Source organism: Gordonia rubripertincta (assembly GCF_038024875.1).
GTDB classification, from domain to species: domain Bacteria; phylum Actinomycetota; class Actinomycetes; order Mycobacteriales; family Mycobacteriaceae; genus Gordonia; species Gordonia rubripertincta.
Window position 1 is genome coordinate 3,665,808 of record NZ_CP136136.1, and the last position, 18,698, is coordinate 3,684,505.

The following is an 18,698-nucleotide window of genomic DNA, read 5'->3' on the forward strand; positions in this document are numbered from 1 at the left end:
CACCCGGTCGATGCAGCGCAGGGTACGACGATACGCCGTGCCGGTCCATCGGGGACCGGCACGGTCGTATCAGTGCGTCGTGACCGAGGTGTCAGCCGGCCGCGTTGGCGGCCTTGTATTCGCGGCGACGGCGATGCAGGATCGGCTCGGTGTAGCCGCTGGGCTGCGTCGTTCCCTCGAGGATCAGCTCTTTGGCTGCCTGGAAGGCGATGTTGGAGTCGAAGTCCGGGGCCATCGGCTTGTAGGACTTGTCGCCGGCGTTCTGACGGTCGACGACCGGGGCCATCCGCTCGAGCGAGGCGACGATGTCGGCCTCGGAGACGATGCCGTGACGCAGCCAGTTCGCCAGCAGCTGGCTGGAGATACGCAGGGTGGCGCGGTCCTCCATCAGTGCGACGTCGTGGATGTCGGGCACCTTCGAGCAACCGACGCCGGCATCGATCCAGCGGACCACGTAGCCCAGGATCGACTGGCAGTTGTTGTCGAGCTCCTGCTGCTTCTCCTCGTCGGACCAGTCGGTCTTCGCGGCCAGCGGCACGGTGAGGATGTCGTCGACCGACGCCGGGTCGCGCTTGGCGATCTCGTCCTGACGTTCGAAGACGTCGACCTGGTGGTAGTGCAGCGCGTGCAGGGTCGCCGCGGTCGGCGAGGGCACCCATGCGGTGGTGGCCCCGGCCTTGGGGTGACCGATCTTCTGCTCGAGCATGTCGGCCATCAGGTCCGGCATGGCCCACATGCCCTTACCGATCTGCGCCTTGTGCTGCAGGCCGGCGTGCAGGCCGGTGTCGACGTTGAAGTCCTCGTACGCCGCGATCCACTTCTGCTTTTTCATCTCGGCCTTGCGCACCATGGTGCCGGCCTCCATGGAGGTGTGGATCTCGTCGCCGGTGCGGTCGAGGAAGCCGGTGTTGATGAACACCACGCGCTCCGAGGCGGCCTTGATACACGCCTTCAGGTTGACCGTGGTGCGGCGTTCCTCGTCCATGATGCCGACCTTGAGCGTGTTCTTCGGCAGACCGAGGACCTGCTCGACGCGGCCGAACAGCTCGACGGTGAAGGCCACCTCGTCGGGGCCGTGCATCTTCGGCTTCACGATGTAGACCGAACCGGTCCGCGAGTTCTGGAGACCCTCACTGTTCATACCGTGGATGCCGATCAGCGAGGTGACCAGGCCGTCGAGGATGCCCTCGGGGACCTCGTTGCCCTCGGCGTCGAGGATCGCGTCGTTGGTCATCAGGTGACCGACGTTGCGCACGAACAGCAGCGAACGGCCGTGGAGGTCGAAGGTTGTGCCGTCGGGCGCGGTGTACTCGCGGTTCCCGTTGAGCACACGGGTGAAGGTCTTGCCGCCCTTGGTGACCTCTTCGGCCAGATCACCCTTGTTCAGGCCCAGCCAGTTGCGGTAACCGGTGACCTTGTCCTCGGCGTCGACCGCCGCGACCGAGTCCTCGAAGTCCATGATCGTGGTGATCGCGGACTCGACGACGACATCCTTGATGCCGGCCGGGTCGGTGGAACCGATCGGCGAGGACGGATCGATCTCGATGTCGAGGTGCAGACCGTTGTTGCGCAGCAGGATCGACGACGGCGAATCCGCATCGCCGCGGTAGCCGACGAAGGCGGACGGGTCGGCCAGAGTGGAGGTGGCACCACCGTCGAGGGTCACCTGCAGGGCGCCGATCGAATTCGGCCCGCTCGCTTCGCTCCCGGCGCCGGCGACCACGGCGAACGAGCGCACGTCGGTGTAGCTGCACTGTTCCAGGGGGACGGCCTGGTCCAGGAATGCCTTGGCGTAGGCGATGACCCTGTCGCCGCGGACCTTGTTGTACGACGAGCCCTTCTCGGCGCCGTCGGTCTCCGGGATGGCATCGGTGCCGTAGAGGGCGTCGTAGAGCGATCCCCAGCGGGCATTCGAGGCGTTCAGCGCGAAGCGTGCGTTGAGCACGGGCACGACGAGCTGCGGGCCGGCGGTCTCGGAGATCTCGCGGTCCACGTTGTCGGTGGTGATCTGGAAGTCGGCCGGGACCTCGGCGAGGTAACCGATCTCGGTCAGGAAGGACTTGTAGGCGTCGAAGTCCGCGGAGCCGGGGGTGAGGTCGGCGCCCTTGTGGTCCCGGTGCCAGGCGTCGATCTTGGTCTGCAGTTCGTCGCGGACGGCGAGCAGCTCACGGTTACGCGGCGCGAGGTCGGCGATCACCGATGCCGCGCCCGACCAGAAGGCGTCGGCCTCTACACCGGTACCGGGCAACGCCTCGTTGTTGATGAAGTCGTGCAGGACGGAAGCGACCTGCAACCCGTTGACGGTGATCCGGTCCGACATGATTGCCTTTCTCGAGCGAATGAAGACGACATCCATGCTACTAGCCGGTAGGGCTGAACCGTACAGGCGTCCTGTTCAGGCGTGGCGTCCGATCTCGGCCAGGTGCGTACAGCGTCTCAACACGTCCGCGCGGAGCTGTGTTCCGGCGTCGGCGATGGCCGACTGCTCCCGGACGTACTCGGCCCGTCCGGCCGGGGTCTCGATCGGTACCGGCTCGTATCCGAGGTGGCGCAGGTCGTAGGGACTCGCTCGCATGTCGAGGTCACGAGCACGCAGCGCCAGCTCGAAGCAGTCGACGGTGAGGTCGGCGGGCAACAGTGGCGCGAGGCCGAAACAGTGCCGGTACAGGTCCATCGTCGCGTGCAGGCAACCCGGCTGTTCGTGGTCGACCTGAGACACGCGGCTCAACTCGTGCTCGTTGCGCGGCCGGGCCGGCTCGGTGAAGAAGCGGTATGCATCGAAGTGGGTGCAGCGCAACGGCATCTGTTCGACGACCCGGTCGGTGCCCGCGGCGCCCAGACGCAGGGGGATGTCGTGCCGGGTCTCGTCGGCTCGGTAGACCATGGCCCACTCGTGGAGGCCGAAGCAGCCCAGTCGGGCCGGACGCGCGGCGGTGGCGGTGAGCAGGTCCACCGTGGCCTGCAGAGCGTCGTGGCGGTGTCGGAGGTGGTCGATGCCCACGTGCACACCGGAGCCGGCGCGTTCGTAGCCGCGCAGGGGCAGGAATTCGTCGGCGTCCTCGAGACGCACGCCGAACCCCGGGTGCCAGCGCAGCACGTGGGACGGCCGGGACGAGTAGTAGGTGAACAGGAAGTCGATGACCGGGTGCTTGCCGCCTTTGCGGCGCGCCTCTAAATACGGGCCGATCAGTGCGTCGACGCGACGCTGATGGTCGTCGCGTCGGGCGCGCCACTCGTGGCCCGTCAGCACCGTCTGCTCTTCCACGTGCACGGTCATGGTCGTCATACCCGGTGCGTCTCGTCCCGGACGTTGCCGACGAACTCCTCGACGAGGTCGGCGAGCGGGACGATGCCGATCGTGCGGCCGTTGTCGTCCACGACCGCACCGAGGTGCGAGCTGGTGCGGCGCAGCGCGGTGGTCGCCTCGTCGAGGGGCGTGTTGGACGCGATGACCGGCAGCGGTCGGATCTTGTCGACACCGATGATGGTGTCGGGGCCGATGTGCTCGTCGAGGATCTCGTCGAGGACGTCCTTCAGATGCAGGTAGCCGGTGAAGGTGCCGTCGGATCCGCGGACCGGGAAGCGGGAGAACCCGGTCTCGCTGACGGCCTTCTCGACGGCGCCGAGCGTCGGGCCGATCCCGCCGGTCGCCGACACCTGGACCTTGACGCTGCGCATCTTCTCGAGGGGGATCATCACCTCGGCGACGGTACGGCCGATCGATTGCAGGGCCCGGGTGAGGCGCTCGTGCTCCTCGGCGTCGATGAGACCCTCCTGTTTGGACTCGCCGAGCATCTGCGCCAGCTCACCCAGCGACACCGTGGACTCGAGTTCGTCCTTCGGCTCGACGCGCATCAGGCGCAGCGAGAGGTTGGCGAGCCAGTTGTAGAAGGAGATCAGCGGACGCACCAGGCGGATGAACATCAGGTGTACCGGCACCAGCAGCATGGCCGCCGACTCGGGTCCCGCGAGCGCGATGTTCTTCGGCACCATCTCACCGAGCAGGATGTGCAGAACGACCACCAGCGACAATGCGATGGCGAACGAGATCGGGTGGAGCAGCGCGTGCGGCACGTGGGCGAGTTCCAGCGGTTTCTCGATGAGGTGCGCGACCGCCGGTTCGCCGACGCGGCCGAGCAGGATCGAACAGATCGTGATGCCCAGCTGCGCGCCGGCCAGCATCAGCGACAGGTGTTCGCCGGCCTTGATGACGGTCCGCGCGCGACTCTTGCCGCTCTCCGCCAACGCCTCGAGCCGGTCGCGGCGGGCCGAGATCAGCGAGAACTCGGCACCGACGAAGAAGGCGTTGCCGCCCAGCAGCGCGAACGCCAGGACGACTGCCCAGAGGTCACCCATTTCCGGCCTCCGTGTTTCGGGGCTCGTCGTCTCGGGGTTCGTCGTCTCGGGGCTCGTCCCCGAGGAACTCGCCGGCCGGGGCCGGTCGCAGAGCGACGACGTCGACGCGCCGGCCGTCCATCTGGGCGACGGTGGCCCGCCAGGTGATGTCGTCGCGGGCCTCGAGCATCTCGGGCGAATCGTCGTCGCCGTCGCCGACCGGAGATCGACGGGGTAGGTCGACGACGTCGTCGACCGTGGGGATGCGTCCGAGGCAGTACATGATCAGCCCGCCGAGGGTGTCGTACGGCCCATCGGGTGCGTGATAACCGGTCGCGTCGTAGAGCTCGTCGATGCGCAGCAGGCCTGCGCACAGGTAGCCGTTGCCGTCGATCGCGACGTCGGCGCGTTCGTCGTCGTGTTCGTCGGTGACGTCGCCGAGGATCTCCTCGATGAGGTCCTCGGTGGTGACGATGCCCGCGGTCCCGCCGTATTCGTCGATGACGACGCACAGCTCCATGCCGTCGGCCCGGATGCGCTGCATCAGCGCGTCACCGTCGAGGCTGGCCGGGACGCGCGGCACACTGCGTGCGATCGAGGTGACCCGCGTGGTGGCCTGACGCTCCGGCGGGATGGTGAAGGCCTGCTTGACGTGGACCACGCCGACCAGGTCGTCGAGGTCCCCGTCGACGACGACCGGGAAGCGCGAATGTCCCGTGCGCGACGACGCCATCACGAGATCGCGCACGGAGTCCTCCCGGTCGAGGGTGTCGATCGTGACACGCGGGGTCATCAGATCTTCGGCGGTCAGCTCACCGAACCGCAGGGAACGGTCCACCAGCGTGGCGGTCTCCTCGTCGAGCGCCCCGCGCCGGGCCGAGTTGCGGACCAGCGACACGAGTTCCTGCGGTGACCGGGCAGAGGCGAGCTCGTCCGTCGGTTCGATGCCCAACCGACGGACGATCCAGTTCGCGGTGCCGTTGAGTCCGTGGATCGCCCAGCGGAACACCGCCGAGAACGCCGTCATCGGACCTGATGTGGCACGGGCGACGGCCAGCGACTTGGCGATCGCGAGGTTCTTCGGGATCAGCTCGCCCAGGACCATCGAGAGCGAGGTGGCGATGACCAGCGCGAGGATCAGCGACGCCGCCGACGCGACCGACGGGCTCACCCCGGCTGCTTCCAGCGGCGGTTTGATGATGCGGGCGAGGACGGGTTCGGCGATGTAACCGGTGATCAGGGTGGTGATCGTGATGCCGAGCTGGGCGCCGGACAACTGGAACGACAGCGTCGAATGCGCGCGCTGCACCAGCCGTGCGCGCCGGTCTCCGCGTTTGGCGACATCCGCCGAGATCGTGGATCGTTCCAGTGCGGTCAGCGAGAACTCGGCCGCGACGAAAAGCGCGGTGCCCAGCGTGAGGGCGATGAAGCCGATCAGGCTCGCAACGAGTATAAGGATCTCCACGTCACCACCCGCCCGGCAGGGGACGCCCTTCGGCGAAACCGGCGGGCGACTGCACTCCGAGGACGACCTTGTCGTGCAGCTCCCGCAGGTTCCTGGCCCCGGTATAGGTTGCGGTGCTGCGAATCCCGGCACAGATGTGGTCGATGAGGTCCTCGACACCGGGACGATCGGGGTCGAGCCGGATCCGGGACGTCGAGATGCCCTCTTCGAACAGGCTCTTGCGGGCGCGGTCGTACGGGCTGTCGCCGGTCGATCGCGCGGCCACCGCCCGCTTGGACGCCATGCCGAAACTCACCTTGTACGGTCCCTGCTCGTCCTCGAGGAGATCGCCGGGTGACTCGTGGGTGCCGGCGAACCAGGACCCGACCATCACGTTCGACGCACCGGCCGCCAGTGCCAGGGCGACGTCGCGCGGATGACGGACCCCGCCGTCGGCCCACACCGAGGCTCCGTGACTCGCGGCCACCCCGGCACATTCGGCCACCGCGGAGAACTGCGGCCGGCCCACGCCGGTCATCATCCGCGTGGTGCACATCGCGCCCGGACCGACGCCGACCTTGACGATCGAGGCGCCGGCGGCGATGAGGTCGAGGGTGCCCTCCGCGGAGACCACGTTGCCCGCCGCGATCGGGACACCGAGGTCCGCGTCGGCGACCGATCTCAGAGCGGTCAGCATCTTCTCCTGGTGACCGTGCGCGGTGTCCATGACGAGCACATCGGCGCCGGCGGCGACGAGCGCGCGCGCTTTGCCGACCACGTCGCCGTTGATCCCGACGGCCGCGGCGATCCGCAACTTGCCGGACGCATCGACGTTGGGTTCGTAGATTGCGTGGCGCAGCGCACCCACGCGGTTCAGGACACCGGCCAGTTTGCCCTCGGCGTCGACGAGTACCGCGACGCCGAGGTGGAGGTCGCCGAGTTCGTCGAACACCTCACGCGGCGGGGTTTCGACGGGCAGCGTGACGATGTCGGGGTCGAGGACCTCACGGACCCGGGCGAAACGGTCGACGTCGCGGCAGCGCTTCTCGGTGACGACACCGACCGGGCGTCCGTCCTCGACGACGACCGCGACTCCGTGGGATCGCTTGGGAATCAGCGCGACCGCATCGGTCACCGAATCCGACGGGGTGAGCGTGACCGGGGTGTCGGCCACGAGGTGGCGCGACTTCACGAACGCGATCGACGACGCGGCGGCCTCGATGGGGAGGTCCTGCGGGAGGACCACGAGTCCGCCGCGACGCGCGACCGTCTCGGCCATGCGTTTGCCCGCGACCGCCGTCATGTTCGCCACGACGATCGGGATGGTGGTCCCGCTGCCGTCCGAGGTCGACAGGTCGACATCGAATCGCGAACTGACGTCAGACCTGCTGGGGACGATGAACACATCGTCGTAGGTCAGGTCGTGGGTCGGCCGATGGCCTTCGATGAATCGCACCGGTTCTCGCAGGCTCCTATTCGGTCACTTCCGAGCGGTCGCCGCTCCACAGGGTGTGGAAGGTGCCTTCCTTGTCGACGCGCTTATAGGTGTGGGCGCCGAAGAAGTCGCGGAGACCCTGGGTGAGGGCGGCGGGCAGGCGCTCGGCGCGCAGGGCGTCGTAGTAGGACAGCGACGAGGCGAAGGCCGGCACCGGGATGCCCAGCAGCGTGGCGGTGGACACGACGCGGCGCCAGCTGTCGATGCCGACCTCGACCGCTTCGCGGAAGTAGGGGGCCAGCAGCAGGCTGGGCAGCTCGGGATCGTCGGCGTAGGCCTCGCGGATGCGGTTGAGGAACTGCGCCCGGATGATGCAGCCGCCGCGCCAGATGGTGGCCAGCGATCCGCGGTCGACGTTCCAGCCGTATTCCGCGCTGCCCGCGGCGATCTGGTCGAAGCCCTGTGCGTAGGCGACGACCTTGGAGGCGTAGAGCGCGGTCTTGATGTCGGCGATGAACTGCGCCTTGTCGGCGGGCGCGTCACCGAGGTTGCCCGAGGACAGGCCGCGGGCGGCGACGCGCTGGTCGGTGGCGCTGGACAGGGCGCGGGCGAAGACGGCCTCGGCGATGCCGGTGGTCGGGATGCCCAGGTCGAGCGCTGACTTCACGGTCCAGCGGCCGGTGCCCTTCTGGCCGGCGGCGTCGACGATCACGTCGACGAGGGGCTTGCCGGTCTCGGCATCGACCTGGCTGAGCACGTCGGCGGTGATCTCGATGAGGTAGCTCTCGAGCTCGGTGCCGTTCCATTCGCGGAAGACGTCGGCGATCTCGGCGACGGGCATGTCGAGGGCCTTGCGCATCAGGTCGTAGGCCTCGCCGATGAGCTGCATGTCGGCGTACTCGATGCCGTTGTGGACCATCTTGACGAAGTGGCCGCTGCCGTCGGGGCCGATGTGGGTGCAGCAGGGTTCGCCGTCGACGTGGGCCGCGATCGACTCGAGCAGTGGGCCGAGCGACTCGTAGGACTCGGCGGGTCCGCCGGGCATGATCGACGGGCCGTTGAGGGCGCCTTCCTCACCGCCGGATATGCCGGCGCCGACGAAGTTCAGGCCACGTGCCGACATCGCGGCCTCGCGGCGGATGGTGTCGGTGTAGAGGGCGTTGCCGCCGTCGATGATGATGTCGCCGGGCTCCATCGCGTCGGCGAGCTCGTTGATCACCGCGTCGGTGGCGTCGCCGGCCTTGACCATGATCAGCACTCGCCGAGGGCGCTCGAGGGCGGCGACGAACTCGGCGACCGTCTCGGTGCGGATGAAATCGCCGTCGCCGCCGTGGTTCTCGAGCAGTGCGTCGGTCTTGGCGATGCTGCGGTTGTGCAGCGCGACCGTGTACCCGTGACGGGCGAAGTTACGCGCGATGTTCGAACCCATGACGGCCAGACCGGTGACGCCGATCTGAGCTTTCCCGGAAGGTGACGATGCCTCGACGTTGTTCATGCCCGACAGCCTATTGCCTTCCGATCCGTTACGGCGATCTGCCTCACCATTCGGGGCACGCACGAACGGTGTTCACCCGGCTGGGCCGGAAGGCTCAGAAAGCCGACATCAGGCGGTTGAGCTCGGTGAGCCAGGGGATCGCGACCGCGAGGGTCGGCAGCACCAGGATGGAGGCGGCGGTCGCGTAGGCGCTGACCGCGATCCAGTGGGCGGGACGGTCGTCGCGCAGGCGGTGGACGCGGGTGAGAGTGGTCGGCCCGCCGACGGCCATCGCACCGCGGGGAGCGACCGCGTCGGCGCAGGCGACGAGCGCGCGGCCGAGGGTGGTCGGGGCGGTGGCTCGGACGGCCTGGTCGTCGGCGAGAGCCTCGACGAGCAGTTCGGCGGCGCCTAGCGCGGAACTGGAGCGGACGAACCGCGGGAAGGCTTCGTGCAGCGCGATGAAGGCCTCGAGAACGAGGTCGTGTCGGGCCCGCAGGTGTGCGCGTTCGTGGGCGATGACGGCGATCAGCTCGTCTCGCGTGAGTCGGTGCACGACGCCCTCGCTGACGACGACACGCTGTCGCAGGCCGGGGAGGCAGTAGGCGAGCGGTTGCTCGACGTCGATCATCCGGACGTCGCGGGCGTAGAGGGGGTCATCGGCGTCGGTCCGATCGCAGCGGTCGAGGATGTCGATCAGCTGGCGGTGGGCCTTGCGGCGGGCGCGGGTGCGCAGGCCGACGCGGATGGTCGTGTAGAAGAGTCGGGCGCCGACCAGCAGGGTGAGGACGAAGACGCCGACGCAGGTCAGCCACAGCGGGAGGCCCAGACGGTCGATCTCACGGAGCGGATGCGTCGTCGGCGTGCCGTCGGCCCCGATCACCAGGAGGTTGGCCGCGACCGCCAGGCCACAGCTGAACGCCGACAGCACGGCGGCGAGGGCGATGGCCTGCCACAGCGTCATCGCCGCGCGTGGCGCTCGAACCGGCCACTTGGCCCGGGACAGTGCCTCGGGTACGGGTCCGGCGAGCACCAGGCTGACGATGCCGAAGAGCAGGGCGGTCATCCGGTGGGCTTCCTCAGGGGTGGGCTGTTGGGGGTTGTGCCGTGAATCTAGCCGGTGTCGCGGGTTCCTCGGGCGGCTTCGAGTTCATCGAGAGCGTGACGCAGGGCCGCGGCCTCGTCGGCGCCGACCCGTCCGACGAAAGAGACGAGGGCTGCGTGCCGCGATCCGGGTGCGTCGGCCTCGCTGAGTGCATCGACCATCAGGCTCGCGACCAGGTCCTCGCGGGGGTGGGTCGGTACGTACTTGTGTGCGCGGTCGTCCCGGATCTGGGTCACGAGGTTCTTCTTCGCGAGACGTTGCAGGACGGTCATGACCGTCGTGTAGGCGAGGGAGCGATCCTGGGACAGCTCGGCATGCACCTGCCGTACGGTCTTCGGTTCTGAGCCCGCCCACAGAGTGTCCATCACCGCGCGCTCGAGGTCGCCAAGCCCATTCATCTTTCGCATCTTACTGCTGTGCCTCCCGTTGTGCGCCCCTCGGCTCACGTCGTCCTTCGATTGTCGGTCCGCGCCGGCGACTTCGCCTCTCACGTGGCCTTTTACGCGTGCTCTTGACACCTTGGTAAGGCTAGCCTACATTAAGTGTCACGTCGGACCGCGCGAGAGTCCTGAGGGCTGCAGAGACCCCCGGTCCACGCCACGAAAGGTCCCGCATCTCATCGAGGTGCGGGGCCTTTCGGTTTGTCTGGACCGACAACGTCGGGGGCGGCATCGATGTTCCCGGGTCGGTATCGCCAAGGCCGGACGGGCGTGCCAGTCTTGACGACATGACTGCGAACAGTGCGGACGAGATCCTCCAGGACTCCTTCGGCAAGGGCCTCGACGGCGTGCTCGGACTCGAGGTCGTCGAGGCGGGGCCGGACCGGATCGTCGCCACCATGAAGATCACCGAGAGCCACCATCAGCCGTTCGGGATCGTCCACGGCGGTGTCTACTGTGCAGTCGGTGAAAGTGTGGCGAGCATGAGCGGATTCCTCTGGCTCCAGGACACGGGTATCGGAGGGACCGCGGTCGGCGTCAACAACAACACCGACTTCCTCAAGTCCGTCAGCGCCGGCACGGTCACCGCGACGTCGACGCCGATTCACCGCGGCCGGCGTCAGCAACTGTGGGCCGTCGACATGGTGGACCAGGACGGCACGCTGCTCGCCAAGACCCAGGTTCGACTCCAGAACATCGAAGCCCGGTAGCCGGTCGCGGGACCTCGGAACCGGCGGCCGTCGGCGAGCCGAGGCGTCCTCGTCGTGGCAGGATGACTCCACCGCCATCAACCACGACCACCCGTCGGCCACTGCGAGGAGTGAACCCGGTGCGACTGTCGCCGCATGAACAAGAACGGCTGTTGATCTCGTACGCGGCCGACCTCGCGCGACGGCGGCAGGCCCGCGGCCTCAAACTCAATCACCCCGAGGCGGTCGCCCTCATCACCGACCACGTCCTCGAGGGCGCCCGCGACGGTAGGTCGGTGGCCGAGCTCATGACCTCCGGCCGTGAGGTGCTCGGCCGCGACGACGTGATGGACGGCGTGCCCGAGATGCTGCACGACGTCCAGGTCGAGGCGACGTTCCCCGACGGCACCAAGCTGGTGACCGTCCACGATCCGATCGCCTGAACATCCACTCTGCCAACCGATCTCCAGCTGTCGAAGAGAGGCCGAGATGTCGGGTACGCCACCCACCGCCAGACGCTCCTCGCTCGTCCCGGGCGAGGTGATCCCCGCCGAGGGCACCATCGAGCTGAACGCCGGCGCCGACGTCGTCGAGCTGACCGTCGGCAACTCGGGTGATCGCCCGGTGCAGGTCGGCAGCCACGTGCACTTCCCGCAGTCCAACGCCGCACTCGACTTCGACCGGGCGCTCGCGCACGGACGACGCCTCGACATCCCGGCCGGCACCGCAGTGCGGTTCGAGCCGGGTATCGAGATGATCGTCGGCCTTGTGCCGCTCGGGGGAACCCGTGAGGTGTACGGGATCTCGACGGATCCGCCGGGTGCATGCGGGCCGGTCGGCTCGCGGCCCCCCACGACCGACGGGAGCAGGTGAGATGGCGATACTGGGACGCGACCGCTACGCACAGCTCTTCGGTCCCACGACCGGCGACCGAATCCGACTCGCCGACACCGATCTGCTCATCGAGGTCACCGACGACCTCTCCGGCGGTCCCGGCCGTGCGGGCGAGGAGGCGGTGTTCGGCGGCGGCAAGGTGATCCGCGAGTCGATGGGCCAGAGCCGGGCGACCCGCGCCGACGGCGCGCCTGACACGATCATCACCGGCGTTGTGATCCTCGACCACTGGGGAATCATCAAGGCGGATCTGGGAATCCGGGACGGTCGCATCGTCGCGATGGGCAAGGCCGGCAACCCCGACACGATGGACGGTGTCCACCCCGACCTCGTCATCGGGCCGTCGACCGAGATCATCGCCGGCAACGGCAAGATCGTCACCGCCGGCGCCATCGACTGCCACGTGCATTTCATCTGCCCGCAGATCATGGACGAGGCGCTCGGCAACGGCATCACGACGCTGATCGGTGGCGGTACCGGTCCGGCCGAGGGCAGCAAGGCCACCACCGTGACACCGGGCGCCTGGCATCTCGCATCGATCCTCGCCGCGACCGACCACTGGCCGATGAACATCGCCCTGCTGGGCAAGGGCAACACGGTCAGTCCGGCCGCGATGCACGAACAGATCCGTGCGGGTGCTTCGGGTTTCAAGCTGCACGAGGATTGGGGGAGTACCCCCGCCGCGATCGATGCCTGCCTGAGGGTCGCCGACGAGACCGGGGTGCAGGTCGCACTCCACTCCGACACCCTGAACGAGGCGGGCTTCGTGGAGAGCACGCTCGGCGCGATCGCCGGCCGCAGCATCCACGCCTACCACACCGAAGGTGCCGGCGGCGGCCACGCGCCCGACATCATCACGGTCGCGGCATATCCGAATGTGCTTCCGTCGTCGACGAATCCAACGCGACCGCACACCGTGAACACCCTCGACGAACACCTCGACATGCTGATGGTGTGCCATCACCTCAACCCGACGGTGCCGGAGGACCTGGCCTTCGCGGAGAGCCGGATCCGGCCGTCGACCATCGCCGCCGAGGACCTACTCCATGATCTCGGCGCGATCTCGATGATCGGCTCGGACTCGCAGGCGATGGGGCGCATCGGCGAGGTGGTCCTGCGTACCTGGCAGACCGCACACGTCATGAAGCGCGAGCGCGGTGCACTTCCCGGTGACGGTCGCGCCGACAACAACCGGGTCCAGCGGTATGTCGCCAAGTACACGATCTGCCCGGCCGTAGCGCACGGTTTCGACGACGAGATCGGCTCCGTGGAGATCGGCAAACTGGCAGACCTGGTCCTGTGGGACCCCGCGTTCTTCGGCGTCCGGCCCGACCTGGTGATCAAGGGTGGCGCGATCGCGTGGGCGGCGATGGGTGACGCGAACGCCTCGATCCCCACGCCGCAGCCGGTCCTGCCGCGCCCGATGTTCGGCGCCGCACCGAAATTGGCGGCCGCGACGTCGGTCAGCTTCGTCGCTCCCGGCGCCGACCCCGACCTCGCCGAGCGGATCGGCGTCGACCGTCGGCTGGTCCCGGTCAAGAACACCCGTGCCGTCGGCAAGGCCGACATGGTCAACAACGACGCATGCCCGACGATCGAGGTCGACCCCGACACGTTCACGGTGAAGGTCGACGGCGAGGTGTGGGATGCCGAGCCGGTGTCCGAACTGCCGATGGCGCAGCGGTATTTCCTGTTCTGATGTCCGGCCGTCCAGAACCGCAGTCTTCGCCCGCGCATGCCCCGCTGGCGATGATGTTGTCACTGGCCGACTCCCGGCTGCCCGTCGGCGGGCACGTGCACTCCGGTGGCGTGGAGCAGGCGATCGCCGACGGATTCATCCGTACGGCAGCCGATCTCGCGGACTTCCTGTATCGCCGCGTGACGACGAGTGGTCTCGTCGCGGCCTCGGTCGCCGCCGCGGTGGCGGACGGGGTACTCGAAGTCGCTGCGGCGCAACGAGAGATGGACGCCCGCACACCGTCGGCCGCGGCCCGGAAGGCGTCGCTCGCGCAGGGTCGCGGGATGGTCCGGCTCGCGCGCCGGATGTTTCCCGACCATGACTGGTCGACACACAAGCCGACGACGCATCTTCCGGTGATCAGCGGATCGATCGGCGCAGCGTCGTCGCTGTCGGGATTCCACACCGCGCTGGTCCTCGTTTACACGACGATGAGCGGGTCGGCGACCGCCGGCCAACGCCTGCTGGCGCTCGACCCGGCGGACGTCTCGATCATGATCGCCGACCTCGGTGCCGAATGCGAACGAGTCGCGGCGCAGGCCGCGGTGGGCCTCGCCGATCTGTCCGACCCGGTCCTCGACGTCTTCGCCGAACGCCATGAGCGGCAACCGATGCCGCTCTTCATGTCCTGAACGCCCTGCCCTGCGGGCACCAGTCCGGCAGGTCCCGACCAAGAGGAGTCAACGATGCCCCCGCATCTCATCGACGGTCAGCCGCACAGCCACGACCACGACCGGCCCCGCCGGAAGCGTGTACCGGGTGAGGCGCTGCGCATCGGCGTCGGCGGTCCCGTCGGATCCGGCAAGACCGCTCTCGTCGCAGCGCTGTGCCGCCAGCTGCGCGACGAACTGTCGGTGGCCGTGCTGACCAACGACATCTACACGACCGAGGATGCGGACTTCCTGCGCCGCAACGCGGTCCTGCCGGACGAGCGCATCACCGCCGTCCAGACCGGCGGGTGCCCGCACACCGCGATCCGCGACGACATCACCGCCAACCTCGACGCCATCGACGACCTCGTCGAGGCCAACCCGCCGCTCGACCTCATCCTGGTGGAGTCCGGGGGCGACAACCTCACCGCGACGTTCTCGACGGGCCTCATCGACGTCCAGATCTTCGTGATCGACGTGGCCGGCGGCGACAAGGTCCCACGCAAGGGCGGTCCGGGCGTCACCTTCTCCGACCTTCTCGTGATCAACAAGACCGACCTCGCCGAGCGCGTGAACGCCGACCTCGGTGTCATGCGTCGCGATGCGGACAAGGTTCGCGAAGGTCGTCCGACGGCGATGATCTCGCTGACCGACGACCCGGCGGCGACCGACGTCCTGGCGTGGGTCCGCGAGCAGCTGGCCGCCCCCGTGACGACCGGATAGCGATGCGCACCGACGTCGAGATCACCGCGACCGCCGACCGCGGTGTGCGGCACAGCGCGACCGGTGGTCTCGCCGTTCGGGTGACGTCACCCGGCCACGTCCAGTTGATCGGTACCGCGGCGACGCCGCTGGGCGGCGACGAGATCCTGGTCCGCATTCGGGTGGAGCCGGGCGCGCACCTGCGCGTGGGCAGCGTCGCCGCCACGATCGCCCTCCCGGCGCGGGACCGGGCCGACTCCCGAGCCAGGTGGGAGATCGAGGTGGGTGCGGGTGGCCGCCTGCGCTTCGATCCGCAACCGACCGTGGTCGCCGGAGGCGCGGTCCACACCTCGGACATCGTCGCCGACCTCGACCCGACCGCGGTCCTGGATCTGTACGAACATGTGCAGATCGGTCGGTCGGTGCAGATCGACGGGGCGACCACCACCGATCTCGACCGGATCGAGCGCGACCGCGCCGGTGCCTGGACCGGGGGCCTACGGGTCACGGTCGGCGGAGAGGTGTGGCTGGCACATCGCGTGGCACTGGGTGCATCGACACCGGCCGCCGCGATCGGCCATCGTGCGATGAGCAGCGTCTTCCGCTACCCGGACGATCGCGCCGAGGAAGTACTCCCGAGCGAGTTCGCGGCTCGCCTGCGGTTGACCGGCGAAGCGACCCTCACCAGTGCGCTCGGTGCGTCGGTGACGGCCACGCGCCGTCTCACCGACGCCCTCGACACAACAGCGCTGGTCCCCAACGGATAGGGGACCAGCGCTGCTGGGTCTGTCGGCGTCAGCTGGCCGCTTCGGACTCCTTGCCGACTGCGTCCTTGCCTTCGGTCGGTACCGATCCCGACGCGTCGGTGGCCTTCGAGTCGACCGTTCCGGAGTCGGTCTGGGCGGCCTCGGCGTCGGACCCGCTGCCGTTGCCCTCCGCGGCCTGCTTCTCCAGCGCGGACAACTGTCCGATCGCGGTGCGCGCGTACACCTGCTGTTCGGTGACGGCGAGCTGCGAGCGGCCTCGGGTGGTGAAGGCGAAGAACCAGTTGATCAGCGTGTTCAGTCGGTTGCGGAACCCGACGAGGTACACGAGGTGCAGCGCGAGCCAGCCGAGCCACGCGAAGTAGCCCTCGGTCTCGAACTGCTTCTTGAAGCCCGGGACCGGGACCTGCATCACCGCGGAGTACCGCGAGATGGTGGCCATCGAACCCTTGTCCCAGTAGCTGAACGGCTTGCGCTGGTCCGGCGTCTGCCCCTTGAGTTCGGCCTTGATCGCGTCCGCGGCGTAACGACCGCCCTGGATGGCGCCCTGGGCGACACCGGGCACGCCGTCGACGGCCATCATGTCGCCGACGACGAAGACCTCGGGGTGACCCGGGATCGTCAGGTCCGGTCCGACCTTCACTCGGCCGGCGCGGTCGAGTTCGACGCCGGACTGTTCGGCGAGTTGCTGGCCGAGTGGGCTGGCCTGGACACCGGCCGACCACACCTTGCACTGCGACTCGATACGGCGGGTGGTGCCGTCCTTCTCCTTGACGACCAGGCCGTCGTAGTCGACATCGACGACCATCGCGTTGAGCTGGATCTCCACGCCCATCTTCTCCAGACGGGCTGCGGCCTTGCCGCCGAGCTTGGGGCCGAACGGCGGCAGCACGGCCGGCGCGGCGTCGAGGAGGATGACCCGCGCCTCGGTCGGATCGATGTTGCGGAATGCACCCTTGAGGGTCTTGTCGCTCATCTCGGCGATCTGGCCGGCGAGCTCGACTCCGGTCGGGCCCGCACCGACGACCACGAAGGTCAGCAGCTTGGCGCGTTCGGCGGGGTCGTGGGACAGCTCGGCCTGCTCGAAGGCGCCGAGGATGCGTCCACGCAGTTCGAGAGCGTGGTCGATGGTCTTCATACCGGGCGCGTACTCGGCGAAGTGGTCGTTGCCGAAGTACGACTGGTCGGCGCCGGCCGCCACGATCAGGTCGTCGTACGGGGTGACCGTGATGCGCTCGAGGAGTCGCGAGGAGACGGTCTTGGCTTCGAGGTCGATGTCGAAGACGTCACCCATCAGAACCGAGGTGTTCTTCTGCTTGCGCAGGACGACGCGGGTCGCCGGGGCGATCTCACCCTCGGCGACGATGCCCGTGGCGACCTGGTACAGCATCGGCTGGAAGAGATGGTGGGTGGTCTTGGCGATCAGCGTCACGTCGACGTCGGCTTTCGCCAGACGCTGGGCGGCGAACAATCCGCCGAAGCCGGAGCCGATGATGACCACTTTCCTGCGGTCGGTGGCCGCTACAGCGGGGGCCTGGGCGGCGGGGCTGCTCATCTCCAGACATCTCCTTCTCGCTCGATGGGGGACGGATCGTGCTTCGGTACCGTGCGGGTTCGTGTCGTCACGAGGCCGAACCGCGTGCGACGGGGATCGAGGCAAAACCGTACTTGCCCACAACGGTAGTCAATGATGCTCGACCGGGCGCGACCAGGACGGCGTGGCGCGACACCATGAACAGGCTCACGGCCGTCCGGAAGCTGCCGCCCCACGGTCAGGCGGTCAGATCGCTCGCCGATGACCAGCGCAGAGATCGTCGCTGCCATTCGGTCTTGAGGATCTGGTACTCCACCTCATACCGATCGGGACCGAGATGGAGTGGGTGTGGCGGCATGTGCGTTCCAACGGTTTCGTCGGCCACGTGGATTCCCGACAGCATCATGCCGAGTTTCTCCATGACACGCCGCGACGGCAGGTTGCCCGCGACGGTGCTGGCGAAGACGCGTTCGGTGTCCAGATGGTCGAAGGCGAAGGCCATGAGGGCGAAGGCTGCTTCGGTGGCCAGCCCGCGGCCCCAGACGGTCCGGCGGATGCGGTAGCTGAGTTCGAGTTCGGGGCGTCGGCTGTGACGGGGAGTCCGCAACGACGCCCAGCCGAGGAACGCTCCGGTGGCGGGATCGCAGAGCACCCAGGTGCCGGTCCCGTACATCCGACGCTCGGATTCGGCCCGCGGGACCACCCAGTCCTCGATGACCGTCCGCGGGGTCGGTGTGCCGCCGCTGACGAATCGCATGACCTCCGGGTCGCTGTCGAGGTGGACGAGGTCGTCGATGTCCATCGCAGTCACCGGGCGCAGACGTGCCCGTGCCGTGTCGATGTTCACCCGAGGCCCCTCACTGCCCGACTCGAGCCCGCGAATCGCGCGGGCGCACCCTGCGGCGAGACACCCGGCGGCGAGCGCCCACCTGTGATCTCTGCCGATCCCCGGGGGCGAGTCTACGGTCTCGACACGGTCGGCACCGCAGCACGCAGCGGGCGTGTCCCGCCGTTAAGGTTGCTGCCGTGGCTTCTGAACCCTCTGCACCGGACTATGTCCTCGAGATCCCCGTCCATCTCCGATGGGGCGACATGGACATCAACAATCACATCAACAACGTGCAGATCTCCCGCCTCTTCGAGGAGGCGCGGGTCCGTTCCTTCCACGAGTGGATCTCCGACGGGCCGCGGAACTTCTACTTCCTCGTGGCGCGCCAGGACATCGAGTTCGCCGCGCCCGTCCATTACTCGACCCACCCGGTGATCGTGCGTTCGTGCATCGGGCGGGTCGGTCGTTCGTCGTTCACGATGGCGCTGCGCCTGTTCGACAAGGAGGGTGTCCTCTGCGCGACGGCGGAGACGACGCTGGTGGTCGTCGACCCTGCGACCGGCCGGCCGACACCGATACCGGATCAGCTGCGGGAGGTCCTCCTGAACAGCCTGGGCGAACCGGTGAAGTTCCATTCGGCACGCGCCGACACCGCGGGCTGACCG

The 18,698-nt window shown here is 68.3% G+C and carries 18 protein-coding genes; 8 read left to right on the forward strand and 10 right to left on the reverse strand.

The genetic code is table 11. The features are described 5' to 3' along the window. Positions 1 to 91: 91 nt before the first annotated feature. The 8 genes from RVF83_RS16560 to RVF83_RS16595 all read right to left on the reverse strand — a co-directional run bounded on the left by RVF83_RS16560 (position 92) and on the right by RVF83_RS16595 (position 10,200). Positions 92 to 2,320 carry a malate synthase G gene (locus RVF83_RS16560; RefSeq protein ID WP_005198299.1) on the reverse strand — a complete coding sequence of 743 codons (2,229 nt, stop codon included), beginning with the start codon at positions 2,318 to 2,320 and terminating at the stop codon, positions 92 to 94. Positions 2,321 to 2,395: 75 nt separating this feature from the next. Continuing rightward, entirely contained in the window at positions 2,396 to 3,286 is an 891-nt protein-coding gene (locus RVF83_RS16565) for a hypothetical protein (RefSeq protein WP_005198298.1), read from the reverse strand. Beyond that, positions 3,283 to 4,356, reverse strand: a complete 1,074-nt coding sequence (locus RVF83_RS16570) for a hemolysin family protein (RefSeq protein WP_005198296.1) — start codon at positions 4,354 to 4,356, stop codon at positions 3,283 to 3,285. The genes RVF83_RS16565 and RVF83_RS16570 overlap by 4 nt, the downstream gene beginning before the upstream one ends. Beyond that, positions 4,349 to 5,800 (reverse strand): hemolysin family protein, encoded by a 1,452-nt coding sequence (locus RVF83_RS16575; RefSeq protein ID WP_005198295.1) that lies wholly within the window; start codon positions 5,798 to 5,800, stop codon positions 4,349 to 4,351. Before RVF83_RS16575 ends, RVF83_RS16570 begins: the two co-directional genes overlap by 8 nt. A gap of 1 nt (position 5,801) precedes the next feature. Continuing rightward, positions 5,802 to 7,235, reverse strand: a complete 1,434-nt coding sequence (locus tag RVF83_RS16580; RefSeq protein ID WP_005198294.1) for a GuaB1 family IMP dehydrogenase-related protein — start codon at positions 7,233 to 7,235, stop codon at positions 5,802 to 5,804. 16 nt (positions 7,236 to 7,251) lie between these two features. After that, positions 7,252 to 8,709 (reverse strand): NADP-dependent phosphogluconate dehydrogenase, encoded by a 1,458-nt coding sequence (gene gndA, locus RVF83_RS16585; RefSeq protein WP_005198293.1) that lies wholly within the window; start codon positions 8,707 to 8,709, stop codon positions 7,252 to 7,254. Between the two features lie 94 nt (positions 8,710 to 8,803). Continuing rightward, positions 8,804 to 9,754 carry a M56 family metallopeptidase gene (locus RVF83_RS16590; RefSeq protein ID WP_005198292.1) on the reverse strand — a complete coding sequence of 317 codons (951 nt, stop codon included), beginning with the start codon at positions 9,752 to 9,754 and terminating at the stop codon, positions 8,804 to 8,806. A 47-nt stretch (positions 9,755 to 9,801) separates the two neighbouring features. Then, the gene (locus RVF83_RS16595; RefSeq protein WP_006360917.1) at positions 9,802 to 10,200 is read right to left on the reverse strand and encodes a BlaI/MecI/CopY family transcriptional regulator; all 399 of its coding nucleotides are present in this window, start codon (positions 10,198 to 10,200) and stop codon (positions 9,802 to 9,804) included. 320 nt (positions 10,201 to 10,520) lie between these two features. Here RVF83_RS16595 and RVF83_RS16600 point away from each other — a divergent pair, with 320 nt between their 5' ends. From RVF83_RS16600 to RVF83_RS16630, 7 genes are all read left to right on the forward strand, one after another. Beyond that, on the forward strand, positions 10,521 to 10,943 hold the full coding sequence (locus RVF83_RS16600) for a PaaI family thioesterase (RefSeq protein WP_005198290.1): 423 nt from the start codon (positions 10,521 to 10,523) through the stop codon (positions 10,941 to 10,943). A 119-nt stretch (positions 10,944 to 11,062) separates the two neighbouring features. Further along, positions 11,063 to 11,365 carry an urease subunit gamma gene (locus RVF83_RS16605; RefSeq protein WP_005198288.1) on the forward strand — a complete coding sequence of 101 codons (303 nt, stop codon included), beginning with the start codon at positions 11,063 to 11,065 and terminating at the stop codon, positions 11,363 to 11,365. Between the two features lie 46 nt (positions 11,366 to 11,411). Beyond that, positions 11,412 to 11,795 (forward strand): urease subunit beta, encoded by a 384-nt coding sequence (locus RVF83_RS16610; RefSeq protein WP_005198286.1) that lies wholly within the window; start codon positions 11,412 to 11,414, stop codon positions 11,793 to 11,795. A 1-nt stretch (position 11,796) separates the two neighbouring features. Beyond that, positions 11,797 to 13,515, forward strand: a complete 1,719-nt coding sequence (locus tag RVF83_RS16615; protein WP_005198284.1) for an urease subunit alpha — start codon at positions 11,797 to 11,799, stop codon at positions 13,513 to 13,515. Beyond that, positions 13,515 to 14,186, forward strand: a complete 672-nt coding sequence (locus RVF83_RS16620; protein ID WP_005198283.1) for an urease accessory protein UreF — start codon at positions 13,515 to 13,517, stop codon at positions 14,184 to 14,186. Before RVF83_RS16615 ends, RVF83_RS16620 begins: the two co-directional genes overlap by 1 nt. Before the next feature lie 54 nt (positions 14,187 to 14,240). Then, entirely contained in the window at positions 14,241 to 14,927 is a 687-nt protein-coding gene (gene ureG, locus RVF83_RS16625; protein ID WP_005198281.1) for an urease accessory protein UreG, read from the forward strand. Between the two features lie 2 nt (positions 14,928 to 14,929). After that, positions 14,930 to 15,673, forward strand: a complete 744-nt coding sequence (locus RVF83_RS16630; protein WP_005198279.1) for an urease accessory protein UreD — start codon at positions 14,930 to 14,932, stop codon at positions 15,671 to 15,673. A gap of 28 nt (positions 15,674 to 15,701) precedes the next feature. Here the strand turns inward: RVF83_RS16630 and RVF83_RS16635 are convergent, their stop codons facing one another. Beyond that, positions 15,702 to 17,225, reverse strand: coding sequence for an NAD(P)/FAD-dependent oxidoreductase (locus tag RVF83_RS16635; protein WP_005198277.1), 1,524 nt, complete (start codon positions 17,223 to 17,225; stop codon positions 15,702 to 15,704). Between the two features lie 217 nt (positions 17,226 to 17,442). Then, complete coding sequence (locus tag RVF83_RS16640) at positions 17,443 to 18,051, reverse strand: GNAT family N-acetyltransferase (protein ID WP_005198274.1); 609 nt, start codon at positions 18,049 to 18,051, stop codon at positions 17,443 to 17,445. Between the two features lie 179 nt (positions 18,052 to 18,230). Between RVF83_RS16640 and RVF83_RS16645 the strand changes: the two genes are divergently transcribed. Continuing rightward, positions 18,231 to 18,695: an acyl-CoA thioesterase gene (locus tag RVF83_RS16645; protein ID WP_005198273.1), complete on the forward strand. Its 465-nt coding sequence runs from the start codon at positions 18,231 to 18,233 to the stop codon at positions 18,693 to 18,695. Positions 18,696 to 18,698: the final 3 nt, after the last annotated feature.